The following is a 15,297-nucleotide window of genomic DNA, read 5'->3' as shown; positions in this document are numbered from 1 at the left end:
TTTATTTCTCCAATACCCTCTGAACGAATACATGCTGATTCGTTTTATATTTTTTTACCTTCGTGATTTCATAACCATATGCTTCCAGCCAGTCAAATTCAGTCTCAAGCGATGCTTCAATGATGATCATTGTATCTTCATCTATAAAAGATACATGCTGCATCCTTTCCAGCATCTCTTTCTCAAGCTGCTTATTATATGGTGGATCCATAAAGACAATGTCAAAATGCCGCTTTCCATTCTCCAGACGGTCAATGGCCGTCTGACAATCTACAGACATAATCTCTGCCTGAGGCATTAATTTTGTCTTCGTCAGATTCTCCCTGATACATGTCACAGCCTGCCGGTTATTCTCCACAAAGACGGCAGACAAAGCACCACGGCTCAATGCTTCGATGCCGATGGCCCCGCTTCCGCTGAACAGATCAAGAAAATGACATCCATAGATATTCTGCGACAGCATATTAAACAAGGTCTCTTTAATTCTGTCTGTGGTTGGGCGCGTATTCATCCCCTCCATGCTCTTCAGCTGTATACGCCTCGCTTTGCCTGCAATCACTCGCATGTCATCACATCCTGTTCTTTATTGCCCATTCTGCATATCCGATATGCAGAATAATCGCGCTAGTTATATTGTATATTTTTTGACTCATTTGTCAACCGGTTATCAAATATTTCATGTATTTTTTAGCATTGTTCGACTTTATTTAGAGAATGATCTGCTCACTATTTTCCGACAGGTTTACTGTGATTCTTCTTTTCAAAGGTGCATATTTCTCCGATTCCAGTTCCGGATCTTCCTCGAAAATGGTATCTGCGGCTTTTCCCGCTTCCACAAGACATGCTGAATCCACAAATACATCGCCTATTTTGAAAATCATACTGCCGCTCTGACGAATACCGAACATATCTCCCGGTCCCCGCAGCTTGAGATCCTCTGATGCGATTTTAAATCCATCATTCGTGTTCAGCATGATATCCAGACGTTCTTTGACTTTCTTGTTGTCCTGACCATAGATAAAGATGCAGTAAGACTGGGCATCCCCCCGGCCCACACGGCCCCGCAGCTGATGAAGCTGGGCGAGCCCGAATCTCTCCGCATTCTCGATCATCATCACCGTTGCATTCGGCACATCCACACCGACTTCGATAACAGTTGTAGATACAAGAATCTGTATCTCCCCTGCTGAAAAACGTTCCATGATCTGATTCTTTTGATCAGGTTTCATCTGTCCGTGAAGATATTCCACTTTGATGTTCTGAGGCAGTGCCTGTCTCAGTTTTTCTGTATAGTCCTGAACATTTTCCGCTTCAATATTTTCACTTTCCTCTACCATTGGACAGACCACATACACCTGATGTCCGGACATCACCTGCTGCTGAAGGAAACGATAGGCCGTCGGTCGATAACCGGTTCCCACCACACAATTTTTAATAGGCAGCCGGTTAGCCGGCTTTTCATCCACAACCGAAATATCCAGATCACTGTAAAGAATAATCGCCAGTGTTCTTGGAATCGGCGTCGCACTCATAACAAGCACATGGGGCTCTCCATCCTGACTTTTCATCGCCAGCTGCTCTCTCTGACGGACACCAAAGCGATGCTGTTCATCTGTAACGATCAATGCCAGTTTATCATATACCGCTTTTTCCTGAAAAAGTGCCTGCGTACCAATAATCACATCTGCTTCATGATTATCAATCTTGTTATATACTTTTCTTTTAACCGATGCGGTCATGGAACCTGTTAAAAGCACTGTTGTTATATGGAAAGGCTCAAATAATGCCTGAAGATTTTCATAATGCTGTTTTGCCAGTACTTCTGTGGGTGCCATCATGCAGCTCTGGAACCCGGCGCTGGCAGCTGCAAACATCGCCAGTGCAGCAATCATAGTCTTGCCTGATCCCACATCCCCCTGCACAAGTCTGTTCATAACCACAGGACTTTTCAGATCACCCGCAATTTCCTGCCAGACACGCAGCTGTGCCCTTGTCAATGTATAAGGCAACGATGCCATAAAATCTTCAACTGCACTTTCCTCCCGAATCGGGTAATGATTTTGTATCTGATGATTTTCCTTTTTTAATCGCTTAACAGACAATGCAAACACAAGAAATTCGTCAAAAACCAGACGTCTTCTCGCCAGTCTGCAGCTTTCTTCATTCTCTGGAAAATGGATCTGACGGAGTGCATAATTATATTCTGCCAGATGATACGCTCTGCGAATATCTGTCGGAAGCGGATCCGGCACCAGCATACCGCTGTCAAGGATCTGATGCATCGTCTTGATAAAAAAATTCTGTGTCACCCCCTCTGTCAGACCATAGACCGGCTGAAGGCTTTTCTGAAGCAGCGCATATTGTTCTTCTGTATAAATATCCGGATGTTCAAGAATTCTCCGACTGCCCTTTCGTATGATTTTCCCATAAAGTACAATCCGTTTTCCCGGCTGTAGCTGCTGACGAATATAAGGGCTGTGATACCAGACCGCCTGTACAGATGCTGTACCCTCATGAAGCATTACGGATACAATCGCTGTTCTGCCTCGTTTTAAAAGCTTCGGTATTTCTGACAACACAACACTGTAGCCATATTGCCTGCAATTATCGAACTCTGTATTGTCAATGGAAATCGGCACATCATAGGTATGATATTCCCTTGGATAATGTTCTATAAAATCTCCAACTGTATAAATACCGATGCGGGCCAGATGACTTTCTGTTTTGGCTCCGATTCCTTTCACTGCTGAGACCCTGTCTTCGGAATTCATCTGATACCCTCCTTTCTATTGCGGATCTATTCTGCGCACATCACGCGCAAATGAAAGCAAATGACTGCCGCAAACACGCCTGCAGCAGTCATTACAAATATCAGCACCGGGATAATCACCCATCCTGATCTCATTCCTTATTCAACTGAAACAACGTAATAATAAATCGGCTGTCCGCCCTGATTCAATTCAACTTCACAGTCCGGATACTTCTCTTCGAGTTTCTCTGTCAGATTCTCAGCATCCTCTTCTGACACATCTTCCCCGTAATAAAGACTGATAATCTCGCTGTCTTCATCTACAAGTGCTGCTATTGTCTCAAGGGTTGTATCTTCGATATTCTCTCCCACAGCCAGAAGTCCGTCATCACCAAGTCCCATGATATCGCCTTCCTTGATGGTCTTATCATCAATCACTGTATCTCTGACTGCATACGTAATCTGGCCACTCTTTACACGCTGCATCTCTTCGTTCATAGCCGCTTCATTCTCTTCTGCGGAGCTGCCGTTAATATAATTGATGACAGCTGTGATTCCCTGGGGCACAGTCTTTGACGGAATAACGATCACTTTCTTTCCTTCAACCAGTTCCCTGGCCTGCTGAGCTGCCAGAATAATGTTCTTATTATTAGGAAGAACAAAAACTGTCTTTGCATTCACACGTTCCACAGCATCAAGAATATCTGCTGTACTCGGATTCATGGTCTGTCCGCCTTCAATGATCTCATCTACACCAAGTTCCGAAAATATCTTCTTCATACCATCACCCATGGAAACCGCAACAAAGCCGATTTCTTTCTCAGGTTCAGCCTCTGCCGCTCTCTGTGTCTGAGCCTGAGCCTGAGCGGATGCCAGCTTCTGCGCATCCTTAAACAGACGCTCATGATGCTCTTCACGCATATTGTCAATCTTCATGCTTGTCAGTGAGCCATAACTTAAGCCCTTCTGAATCGCAAGGCCCGGATCATTGGTATGTACATGTACCTTCACGATATCGCTGTCGGCAACACATACAATAGAATCTCCAATAGATGAAAGGAATGCCTTAAATTCCTCTTCATCCTTCTCATCAAACGGCTTCTCAAGCATCACAATAAACTCTGTACAGTATCCGAAACGGATATTCGCTGTCTCGATCTCATCAAGCCCCATCTTTCCGGCATTGCCTGCAGGCGCAGTTGGTTTAACCTCAGCAACAAAGCCATCCACTGTCTCAATACCCATCAGGCAATCATAAGCACCTTTCAGCACGGTCATCAATCCCTGGCCGCCGGAATCCACAACACCGGCCTGCTTCAGAACAGGCAGCATCTCCGGCGTCAGACTCAGCATATAATCACCGTATTCAATAATCTGACGGAGCCCCTCTGCCAGATCATCTGTTGTGTCAAAAACGTCTGCCGCCTTCTCAGCCATACCTCTGGCAACAGTAAGAATCGTACCTTCCTTCGGCTTCATAACCGCCTTGTATGCTGTCTCACTGGCTTTCTTGAATGCCTCAGCCGCAATTACACTGTCGATCACTTTCTCATCCTTGATCGGACGTGTAAATCCTCTAAACAGCTGTGAAAGGATGACACCGGAATTACCTCTTGCACCTCTCAAAGCTCCCTGGGAGATTGCCTTGGAAAGGCTCTCCATATCAGGATTCGTCAAAGCACTCACTTCCCGTGCCGCTGACATGATGGTCATGGTCATATTTGTTCCTGTATCTCCGTCAGGAACAGGGAAAACATTCAGTTCATTAATCCATTCTTTCTTTGCTTCAATGCGTTTTGCACCTGCAAGGAACATATTCTTCAACATGTTCGCATCAATTGTATTTACTCCCACAACAGGGTCCTCCTTAATCGTTATACTAGTCAATCACACGTACGCCTTCAACAAAGATGTTAATCTTCTCAACCTTCATACCTGTGAACTCTTCCACCTTATATTTGACGTTATTCATTAAATTATCTGCAATCGTTGCGATACTTATGCCGTAAACTGTAATAATATGGAAATCAATCGTAATCTGATTATCTTCGTTGACCGTAACACCGACACCCTTTGTCATGCTCTCGCGTTTGAGAAGCTTAACCAGTCCGTCCTTCACACTGATCATCGCCATACCGACAACACCAAAGCATTCAACCGCTGCCATTCCTGCGTACTTGGCAATAACATCTGTATCAACGGAAACCTGACCTATATCTGTAATAATACGTCCCTTCATATGGTACCTCCAATATTATTCTTACTTTCTACTCAACTATTATAACCGCTTTTTGCCGAAAAGAAAATATTTTTTTTATATTTTATGAAATCTATGCTTGCAATTATCGGTCGAATCTGTTATGATTGATTTGTTGTAAGCCTGTAAGGCGTTTTTGTGCGTCTCATTAAGGTTTAATTTGGCACGAGGAGGTGTTTTACAATGGCAAAATGTGCAATCTGTGAAAAAGGAGCTCACTTTGGTATTCAGGTGTCTCATTCACATAGAAGATCAAATAAAATGTGGAAATCCAACATTAAGAAAGTGAAAGTGAACGTGAACGGTACACCATCTAAGATGTACGTTTGTACTTCCTGCTTAAGATCAGGATTAGTTGAAAGAGCTTAATATGCAAACTTAAAGCCCTGTTTCATTTGAAACAGGGCTTTTTTTCATTTACGCGAGCAACGAGCCAAAGTCCGTGCTTGCACGAGACCTAGGCGACTGCCGCGATAACTTGAGAAACTCGCGGAGCGCGTTTCTCATAGTTTGCATTTAAGTCAGTTGAAAGATAAACTCTTCCAATGCCAGATGGATATGCATGCCGTCTTTCAGTTCTACAGGCTGTTCTGCCTCGATGCGTCGTCCATTGAGATATGTATGATTTGTTGAATTGCAGTCCACAATAAAATAACTGTCTGAATCCTCTCTGTATTTGATCACCGCATGCAGACGGCTGATCGCATTGTTGCCTCTGATCACATAATCACAGCATGTATCCAGCTTACCGATAATAAATGTCTGTTTATTCAGCTGGATAATTTCTCCTGTTTTCTTACGGATCAGATATGACGATTTTTCATCCGCTTCCTGCTTTGTTTCTTCCTTGTTTTTCTCTGCTTCTAAAGCTTTGGCTTTCTCCGCATACTCTTCTTCCAGTTCTTTCCGGATTTTTTCTCTCAATTCATTTTCTATATCATGCCGCATATTCTGAGTAAAAGTATCCGACAATTCTGCCCATATCTTCTCCCGGAGTTTATTCTCACTTTCGGAACGAATATCTTGTTTAGCTTTTTCTCTTAACTCTTCTTCCAAATCACGACGGATATCCGCTCTCAGCTGCTGGCGCATAAATTCCGCATCACTGGAAAGATCTGCTTCATTCTGTTTGGCCATTTCTGCATCTTTTGCTATTTCTTCCAAAATCGCAGTCTCATCCGATAACTTAGTTTTTTTCTCTGCTGCATTCTCCTCATCAGACATGAATTTATATTCCTTAAAATCAAACAGCGGTACATCCGTCTCCTGTTCTTCTACCGATTCTGCAGGTGTTCCTATTTCATTCTCTATTTCTGATTTTTCATCAAAAATCAAAGAATTCTCAGAATCCCTTGTTCCTTCAAATTGCTCAGTCAGCTCAGGAAGTATCGCTTTACTATCTGTTGTATTTTTTACCTCATTATCTGAAGAAAGCAGTATTTCCGCAATCTCTTTCAAATCACGAAGTGAACGAATGCCGGAATTCAACTTTTCACAGATCTGTCTGCCTATATCTCCATTTTGATCATATGAAAACTTCTCAAACATTTTATTCACACAATCTTCCAGCGTATATCCTTCATTCACGATTGACTGACAAGGTATAACAACCAATTGAACTTTGCCTGTATCAGGATTGATAAACAAATAATCTGTATCCAGCAAAACATATTCAATATCAATAAAAGAATCTTCCAGATAAGCCAACAGCCGGTATAAATCTTCCAGCACAGATGCCATATGATCTGCCGTCGTATTCTCCGCTGTCATATCTGCCCATTTTTTGTATCCTGTTATATCGTAATTAATAACCAATGTCGATTTATCCACTGAACTTTTGATAAAGCCATCCAGCCCCGCTTCATTAAGAAGCTGCAAAATGACTTCATCCACATCCTGTATTTTTTGATAATGGTAAACAAGCAGCTCTCTTTTACCTTCAGACTGCATTTGTAATAACTGATTCATTTTTTCACCCTTCGTTTTCTATTTTGAACAAAACAGATTATAAGCCAATACCAGACAGAAAATAATCAGGCAAATACCCAATACACAGGACTTGACAAACAGCATAATGGTCATGCCCGCAGCTATCCAGAACAGGACAAAACCACACATCTTTTTCATAGCATTCACCATTATATCCAAGACTCGCCTGTTTTATTTTATGCCCATTGGTTTATTCTGCTATTCATTCTTTATTCTTCTTCTGAAATATGTTCAACTGCCTCTTCCACAGCTGCATCATCTTCTGACTTGTTCATAAAGCGATGAATCACATCCGGTGCCATATCAATAATCTTGCTGACAGGATCATTGTTGTTGACCGGCACCATACGAACAGAACCGTCTTTGATGACAAGCACCGCACTTGGCGTCATCTTGCCGCCCATACCGCCGCCTGCACTGTTTTTATGTTCCTGGCTCCATGCACCTGCACCAACGCCGAATGAAACATCCACCAGAGGCAGAATCAATGTATCGTTGACATGAATGGCCTCACCAACAACAGTTTTTGTTGTCAAAAAATTGTCCATTCCTTTAAAGAGAGATTCAACTGTTTCATTAAATGTGTGATCTGACATATCCAATTCCTCCATCCTCTTATTCGCCCCTTAACAGGCCTTTAAACTGCTTCACTATCGCAAAAAATTGTTTATTTAGAAAGCTTTTAGCTGCAAATACAACTAGAGTAACCAGCCGTATACAGCCATGAAACTTTACTTCGCCCTCCAATACTTCTTCATTAAACTCCGGGCACAGCTCCATCTTCTCGCCGCAGATCGGATAAAGAATACTTAAACCTCCAAGCACCTGGCCCGTTGTCGCCGGATCTTCAAAGCCAAAATGCAGATACAATCTGTCTGCCCTCGGTAATATTCTAAGTAGTAGTTTCTTCAGCCGGTGCCAGAAAGCCGCAAACCATTGATGATTATGCTCTTCATAATAAAACGCAAGAACTGCTTCCTTCTTCTCACGGAGTTTTGTAAAGAAATTCTCAAGCTTTTCAAGTCCATTCATGATTTTTGACGGAATGCCCAAAATGCTGCAGATCAGAGAGAAAACACCCCGGATCAACGACAGAATCTTATTGGCTGCGTTCTTAGCCAGACGAAGGATTTTCTCCACCGCAGATTCCTTCGGTCCTTCAATCAGCTTCTCTTCATGCTTCTCTGCTGATTCATTTCCCGGGTTCTCCGAAGATATCCTCTCCGGATGCACCGCTTTCGGCATTTCATTCTTCATTTCAGCCGCCTGTTCAGTTTTTATTGGCTGTACCTTTGCCTCCGGCTGTTCAGGCTTTGTTGCCTGAATTACCTTTTCCGACTGCTTAGATTCCGGCTTTAATTTAGTTTTTCTTGTTTTTTTCTGTTTTATACGTTTTTCCTTCAGTTTCTGATTGTCATACAGCTTCAGCCACGCAATCCTGAAACTCAGATGGAGACGCTTTCCTTCTTCAGCACCTGTATCCAGCTTAAATACCATCTCAATCAGACGAAAGAGCCACGTAACCTTTCCTTCCGCCTGTATTGTTTGATACTTCGAAGCACCGATTCGATATCGAATCGGTGTCAAAAGGACGATGGTCAATACCAGCACAATCAAACCAAGAATGACAAGCAGTACAATGCCGATCAGTTTCAGAAGAAAAAGCAGTATATGTAATAACAGCACTTCTACACCCCTTTTTCACGCTGAGATTCTCTATTCACTTTATTATCCAATCGACCGCTTCAGATGTTTCTTACAGTCGATCTCGATCAGATATCCTCTCCGGAATCTCTTAAATATGCCCTGATATCTGTGCTTCCTGTCTTCTTCAGAACATCAAGCACAATCTCTCCCGCCAGCAGACAGGCCTCCCTGTAACTGCCGGCAAGTCCGATAACCAGCTGGTCCTTCGGATACTGCTTCGATACACGAAGCAGGTCGCTGCCACATATATCTATCAGATCATCCTTACAGGCAGCCGGCATCAGACAATAGGTGCCTGTAAGCCGTTTTGTATGCCGGATCGCATACTGATAATACATTTTCTTTCCCTGAATGGATTTTCCCAAATACATTTTGTTATACCAGCGCATCATTAACTCCTGCTAATCATTGATAGTCTTTCCACTTTTATCATAATTAAACACAACGGCTTATCTTTTACAGCTGAAGGGCACCCCCTCTACTGGACATGGGTATGGGTAAAAAGATGGTCCTGACAATATTCATAGTTGCCGTTGCACTTGGAACAGAAGCGGAATTCCAGCTCCGGATTCGTCTCCTCCGTTCTGCCGCATACCGCACAGCGATGTCTGCTCGGCATCTTCTTCACAGCCTTCTTGTAAGCCGCCCGTCTGTGCATCTGGGCCGGTGAAACTCTCTTTCTCATGAAGCCAAAGAAAAAGATTACAAAATTGAGAAGTGCCATGGCAATAGAAATCTTCGTCCCGATGTTGCCGACGACCATCTCATACACAAACAATGCAATATCCAGATATGCCAGCCATTTAATCTTAATCGGAATCAAAAACATCAAAAGCATCTCCATATCTGGAAAAACAAACGCAAAGGCCAGGAACAGAGACATATTAATATAATAGGTATCCATGAGATAAACCTGTCCAGTCATGAAATAGGCAGCAAAAGAACCGATAATGGTAAATAAAACACCTGCAAAATAATACAGGTTAAATCTAAACGCCCCCCAAACGCGCTCCAGTGTCTGTCCAAGCATATAATAAAGATACAAAGTAAAAATAAAAAAGATCACATTCGAATTCGGTGACTGGATCAGAAATGTCACAAGTCGCCATACTTCACCGTGCAGGATCCGATAGGGATTCAAGCTCAGATAATAATAGTAAATCTGTGGTGATGCAATGTTGATAAATAAACCGATAATGTATAAAACGCAGATGTATTTCATCAGACCGGGAATCGCATAACGGCCGAATTTTCTCTCCATTTTATTTAAAAATTTCTCCAATAGATTCTCTCCTTTACGTTTATTCTTATAAGCTATGCTGTAATTATAGATTTTCCATGAATTTTTGTCAATCAATACGGTGTAAAATATACAGCCGCACAGCAGCGGATGGACAATATTCATCCGCTGCTGCTACTATTACTGTGCTTCCTGTCCTCGACGAAGAATCCGATTCGAAGGAATATTCAAGACTGTTCCTTCGGCATAGGCCGGAGAAATGTCCTTATTAAGCTGTCGAAGCTCCTCATAAGTCAATCTGAAGGTCTGAAGGATTTCATCCAGTGTCTCTCCGGCCCGGACAATATACGGCAATGTCTCGGCATTGTCATGATCTGCATCCGGCATCTCCCAACTGCTCACCGGGACACAGATTTTGTCACCCACCTGAAGATTATAGATACGCACCCCCGGATTCATCCAGATCAGATCCGCAACTTTCACATCATAAACACGACTTATTTTGTATAGGGTATCTCCCTTTTTAACCACATGAACAACGCCTCTGCAGGGGCGTCCATTAACATTCTCACCGCTGACATAATAATTCATGGTCATTAATTCCTGCCTTTTTATTATAATCTATGCGGCTCATTTTTAAAATGTGCAAAGAGAATTTTCTTCTTTTTTATAGAAATGTTTACCTTTTTTTAATGGTTTTCAAAAAAGTTGACGGTTGTTTTTTAAAACATCATGTCGTATAATAAGATGGACTTGCTATCACGCAATTCGTAGTTTCCTATTTTATATAGACTATTTTGTCTATTCATATATTTACATAAGGAGGGTAGTGATTCCCCTTTCGGAATCAGCTTTTATTTATGGATGCAACTTTATTTTTAGGTATTGATGTCGGCTCTACTACCGTCAAGGTAGCCATTCTGGATGCAGACAACAACGTCCTTTTTTCCGATTACGAAAGACATTTTGCCAATATCAGAGAGACACTGCTCGATCTGATGACAAAAGCCCGTGCGGAACTTGGAGACCGCGATCTTCACCCGATGATCACCGGTTCCGGCGGTATGTCCATCTCCAAATATATTCATGTTCCTTTTGTTCAGGAAGTTATCTCCGTTTCCAGTGCCCTTGGCTATTTTGCGCCGAAGACAGATGTTGCCATTGAGCTTGGCGGTGAAGATGCGAAGATCATTTATTTTGAAAACGGCAATGTGGAACAACGTATGAACGGTATCTGTGCCGGCGGTACAGGTTCTTTTATCGACCAGATGGCCAGTCTTCTTGAGACAGATGCCCCTGGATTAAATGAATATGCGAAGAATTACAAAGCGATTTATCAGATTGCCGCCAGGTGCGGCGTTTTCGCCAAGACAGATATCCAGCCTCTGATCAATGACGGCGCTTCCAAGGAAGACTTATCTGCTTCCATTTTCCAGGCCGTTGTCAATCAGACCATCAGTGGTCTGGCCTGCGGTAAACCGATCCGCGGTCATGTGGCATTTCTTGGCGGTCCGCTCCACTTCCTTTCAGAGCTGAAGGCAGCTTTTATCCGCACGCTTCACCTGACAGACGAAGAAGTCATTGCACCGGCCAATTCCCATTTGTTTGCAGCTATGGGTGCCGCTATGAACTACAAGGCTGATGTGACCACTTCCATTGACGAGCTGATTCGTCTGCTCTCTTCCGATATCAAGATTCAGGCAGAGACCGCTCGTATGGATCCGCTCTTTAAGAATCAGGAAGAATACGATGCCTTTAAGAAATGGCATTCCGTACATACTGTAACAGAAGGCAATCTTGCTGATTACCACGGCAAATGTTTCCTTGGCATCGATGCCGGTTCCACAACAACAAAGGTTGCTGTTGTCGGCGAAGACGGCACCCTGCTCTATTCCTTCTACAGCAACAACAACGGCAGCCCTTTGAAGACAGCAATCCGTTCCATCCAGGAGATTAAGAATATTCTCCCTGCAGATGCCGAAATTGTTCGTTCATGCTCAACAGGTTACGGCGAAGCACTGATGAAGTCTGCATTTATGCTGGATGAAGGCGAAGTTGAGACAGTAGCTCATTACTATGCTGCCGCTTTCTTTGAACCGGACGTGGATTGTATCCTCGACATCGGCGGACAGGATATGAAGTGTATCAAGATTCGCAATAAAACCGTTGATAATGTGCTTCTGAACGAAGCATGTTCCTCAGGATGCGGCTCTTTCATCGAAACATTCGCCCATTCTCTGAATTATTCTGTGGAAGACTTTGCAAAGATTGCCATTTTTGCCAAACATCCGATTGACCTTGGTTCCAGATGTACTGTTTTCATGAATTCCAATGTCAAACAGGCTCAGAAGGAAGGGGCCGAAGTCGGCGATATCTCCGCCGGACTGGCTTATTCCGTTATCAAGAATGCGCTGCTGAAGGTTATCAAACTTACAGACCCGAAGGATCTGGGTAAGAAAGTCGTTGTACAGGGCGGTACCTTCTACAATGATGCCGTACTGAGAAGCTTTGAACTGATTTCCGGCTGCAAGGCTGTTCGTCCGAACATCGCCGGCATCATGGGTGCTTTTGGTGCTGCCCTGATTGCCCGTGACCGTTATACAGGCGAAGCAACAACAATGCTCTCTCTTGATGACATCATCAACCTGAAATACACAACGAGTATGACTCGCTGCGGCGGATGCACCAATCATTGCCGTCTGACAGTGAACAAATTCACCGGCAACAGACGCTATATCTCCGGCAACAGATGTGAAGTCGGCCTCGGTCGTGCTAAGACCAACAGCGACGTGCCGAACCTTTTTGAATACAAATACAATCGTATTTTTAACTACAAACCATTAGACAAGGCCACTGCCCCACGAGGCATCGTCGGTATTCCGAGAGTTCTGAATATGTATGAGAACTATCCGTTCTGGCATACTTTCTTTACTGAGCTCGGATTTTCTGTTGTGCTTTCACCGGAATCTACCCATGAAATCTACAATCTTGGTATTGAATCCATTCCGAGTGAATCTGCCTGCTATCCGGCCAAGCTTGTTCATGGTCATATTATGTGGCTGCTGCAGCATGATGTGAAATTCATCTTCTATCCATGTATTCCTTATGAGCGCAAGGAAACAGAAGGTGCCACCAACAACTACAACTGCCCGATTGTTACTTCTTATGCTGAGAATATCAAGAATAACGTTGAAGAACTGGCTGATCCTTCCATTCTGTTTATGAATCCTTTCATGACTTTTGAAAGTGAACGTCATCTGGAAGAACGTCTTGTTGAAGAGTTTGCTGCACGCTTCAGTATTGACCCTCGTGAGATCAAAGAAGCCGTCCAGAAGTCCTGGAAAGAGCTTGAACTTGTCCACACTTCTGTTCAGCGCCACGGTGAGATGACCCTGGCTTACATGAAGCAGCACCATATGAAAGGTATTGTCCTTGCCGGACGTCCTTACCATATTGATAAAGAGATCAACCATGGTATTCCTGAGCTGATCACTTCTTATGGCTTTGCAGTGCTGACAGAGGATTCCATCTCCCATCTGGCCAAACCGGACCGTCCGCTCATCGTTTCCGATCAGTGGATGTATCATTCCAGACTCTATTGTGCCGCTGAATATGTCAAAGAACACGAAGATCTGGAACTGATTCAGCTGAACTCCTTCGGCTGCGGTCTGGATGCAGTTACAACAGATCAGGTGAAGGATATCTTAAACGGTTCCGGACGCCTGTATACATGTCTGAAGATTGATGAAGTCAGCAACCTCGGTGCTGCCCGTATCCGTATCCGTTCTCTGATTGCAGCTATCCGTCTGCGTGAGCAGCATGGTATCCACGGTCATATTGAAAGCAGTGCCCATCATCGTCAGCTGTTCACAAAAGAAATGCGTGCAGACAACTACACCATTCTTGTTCCAAATATGTCACCGATTCATTTCGATCTGCTGATTCCGGCTCTTCGCCATGAAGGTCTGAACTGCGAACTGCTGCCTGACTGTGATAAAGAAGCCATCAATACCGGTTTGAAATACGTCAACAACGATGCTTGCTACCCATCCATCTGCGTTGTCGGCCAGATTATGAAGGCACTGCTCTCCGGCAAATATGACTTAAATCATGTAGCTATCGCCATGACCCAGACCGGCGGCGGCTGCCGTGCAACCAACTATGTTGGATTTATCCGCCGTGCCCTTGGCAATGCCGGTATGTCACAGATTCCGGTTGTCTCCATCAGTGCGCAGGGTATCGAGAAGAATCCTGGATTCAAATACACACTGCCAATGTTAAAGAATGCCCTCCAGGCGATTGTCTACGGTGATCTTTTCATGCGCGTACTTTATGCGACACGTCCTTATGAAAAGGTTCCAGGTTCTGCCAATGCGCTCCATGAGAAATGGAAGAATATCTGTCTGGATTCCATGATCGGCAAAGGCAAAAACAGTTTCAAACAGAACGTCAAAGGTATTATCCATGACTTTGATAATCTTCCGCTGGATGAAACCATCAAGAAACCAAGAGTCGGTATTGTAGGCGAGATTCTTGTTAAGTTCTCACCGTCTGCCAACAACTATCTTGTGGATCTTCTCGAATCCGAGGGTGCTGAAGCTGTCATGCCTGATCTTCTGGACTTCCTTCTCTACTCATTCTACAACTCGAATTTTAAGTATGAGAAGCTTGGCAAATCCAAGAAGGGACAGATTCTCGGCAATGCCGGTATCGCTTTCCTTGAAGCCATCCGCAAGACCGCCAACGATGAATTAAAAGCCAGCAAACGCTTTGACCCGCCTGCCAACATTCGTGATCTTGCAAAATACGCAGAACCAATTGTTTCCATCGGCAATCAGACCGGTGAAGGATGGTTCCTAACAGGTGAAATGATGGAACTGATCCACAACGGTGCACCGAACATCGTTTGTACACAGCCATTCGGCTGCCTGCCGAATCATATCGTTGGCAAAGGTGTTATCAAGGAACTGCGCCATCAGCATCCTGAAGCCAATATCGTAGCCATTGATTATGACCCGGGTGCCAGTGAAGTCAACCAGGTCAACCGAATCAAACTGATGCTGGCAACAGCCAACAAAAACTTACATAAGAAACTTGACGCATAAAAGATAAAATACAACACGTCCAGTCATTACAGATCGTATAACTTTCTACAAACAGGCTCATCGCCAAACGTTTTCAGAAAGTTATACATCTCGTAATTATTTTGACGTGTTGTATTTTTTCTATATTCATAATAGGTTCACTCCTATCCCGATATTTTTATGGCAATTTTATTCCACTCTGAGTATCAATTTGAAGGCTTGGGATTTTTCCATTTGCAGCAATATATTTGTTTGATCAAGTTTTCTTCCA

The 15,297-nt window shown here is 43.6% G+C and carries 13 protein-coding genes; 2 read left to right on the top strand and 11 right to left on the bottom strand.

Going from position 1 to position 15,297, the window contains the following annotated elements:
• Nucleotide 1: 1 nt before the first annotated feature.
• From rsmD to HED67_RS03145, 4 genes are all read right to left on the bottom strand, one after another.
• Nucleotides 2–565 carry a 16S rRNA (guanine(966)-N(2))-methyltransferase RsmD gene (rsmD, locus tag HED67_RS03160; RefSeq protein ID WP_178441788.1) on the bottom strand — a complete coding sequence of 188 codons (564 nt, stop codon included), beginning with the start codon at nt 563–565 and terminating at the stop codon, nt 2–4.
• A gap of 142 nt (nt 566–707) precedes the next feature.
• A complete protein-coding gene (gene recG, locus HED67_RS03155) occupies nt 708–2,771 on the bottom strand; it encodes an ATP-dependent DNA helicase RecG (protein WP_221717490.1) in 2,064 nt (687 codons plus the stop codon).
• A 137-nt stretch (nt 2,772–2,908) separates the two neighbouring features.
• Complete coding sequence (locus HED67_RS03150; RefSeq protein WP_221717489.1) at nt 2,909–4,603, bottom strand: DAK2 domain-containing protein; 1,695 nt, start codon at nt 4,601–4,603, stop codon at nt 2,909–2,911.
• Between the two features lie 25 nt (nt 4,604–4,628).
• Nucleotides 4,629–4,988 carry an Asp23/Gls24 family envelope stress response protein gene (locus tag HED67_RS03145; RefSeq protein ID WP_178441791.1) on the bottom strand — a complete coding sequence of 120 codons (360 nt, stop codon included), beginning with the start codon at nt 4,986–4,988 and terminating at the stop codon, nt 4,629–4,631.
• A gap of 201 nt (nt 4,989–5,189) precedes the next feature.
• On the opposite strand from HED67_RS03145, the gene rpmB reads away from it, so the two are divergent.
• Entirely contained in the window at nt 5,190–5,375 is a 186-nt protein-coding gene (gene rpmB, locus HED67_RS03140; protein WP_015514032.1) for a 50S ribosomal protein L28, read from the top strand.
• 147 nt (nt 5,376–5,522) lie between these two features.
• Here the strand turns inward: rpmB and HED67_RS03135 are convergent, their stop codons facing one another.
• The 7 genes from HED67_RS03135 to HED67_RS03105 all read right to left on the bottom strand — a co-directional run bounded on the left by HED67_RS03135 (nt 5,523) and on the right by HED67_RS03105 (nt 10,533).
• Nucleotides 5,523–6,974 carry an FHA domain-containing protein gene (locus tag HED67_RS03135; RefSeq protein WP_221717488.1) on the bottom strand — a complete coding sequence of 484 codons (1,452 nt, stop codon included), beginning with the start codon at nt 6,972–6,974 and terminating at the stop codon, nt 5,523–5,525.
• Between the two features lie 18 nt (nt 6,975–6,992).
• Nucleotides 6,993–7,133, bottom strand: a complete 141-nt coding sequence (locus HED67_RS03130; RefSeq protein ID WP_215632776.1) for a hypothetical protein — start codon at nt 7,131–7,133, stop codon at nt 6,993–6,995.
• A gap of 71 nt (nt 7,134–7,204) precedes the next feature.
• Entirely contained in the window at nt 7,205–7,591 is a 387-nt protein-coding gene (locus HED67_RS03125) for a GerW family sporulation protein (RefSeq protein WP_215632771.1), read from the bottom strand.
• Nucleotides 7,592–7,610: 19 nt separating this feature from the next.
• Nucleotides 7,611–8,681 carry a DUF2953 domain-containing protein gene (locus tag HED67_RS03120; protein ID WP_221717487.1) on the bottom strand — a complete coding sequence of 357 codons (1,071 nt, stop codon included), beginning with the start codon at nt 8,679–8,681 and terminating at the stop codon, nt 7,611–7,613.
• A gap of 86 nt (nt 8,682–8,767) precedes the next feature.
• Nucleotides 8,768–9,094 (bottom strand): hypothetical protein, encoded by a 327-nt coding sequence (locus tag HED67_RS03115; protein ID WP_221717486.1) that lies wholly within the window; start codon nt 9,092–9,094, stop codon nt 8,768–8,770.
• 86 nt (nt 9,095–9,180) lie between these two features.
• Nucleotides 9,181–9,963, bottom strand: a complete 783-nt coding sequence (locus HED67_RS03110) for a rhomboid family intramembrane serine protease (protein ID WP_334300933.1) — start codon at nt 9,961–9,963, stop codon at nt 9,181–9,183.
• A gap of 159 nt (nt 9,964–10,122) precedes the next feature.
• Nucleotides 10,123–10,533 carry a LysM peptidoglycan-binding domain-containing protein gene (locus HED67_RS03105; protein WP_221717485.1) on the bottom strand — a complete coding sequence of 137 codons (411 nt, stop codon included), beginning with the start codon at nt 10,531–10,533 and terminating at the stop codon, nt 10,123–10,125.
• 269 nt (nt 10,534–10,802) lie between these two features.
• Between HED67_RS03105 and HED67_RS03100 the strand changes: the two genes are divergently transcribed.
• Nucleotides 10,803–15,047, top strand: coding sequence for a 2-hydroxyacyl-CoA dehydratase (locus HED67_RS03100; RefSeq protein ID WP_221717484.1), 4,245 nt, complete (start codon nt 10,803–10,805; stop codon nt 15,045–15,047).
• Nucleotides 15,048–15,297 lie beyond the last annotated feature (250 nt).

Origin of the sequence: Pseudocoprococcus catus (assembly GCF_019734885.1) — a bacterium.
In the GTDB taxonomy this organism is placed as follows: domain Bacteria; phylum Bacillota; class Clostridia; order Lachnospirales; family Lachnospiraceae; genus Coprococcus_A; species Coprococcus_A catus.
This window is presented reverse-complemented; position numbering and strand designations above follow the sequence as displayed.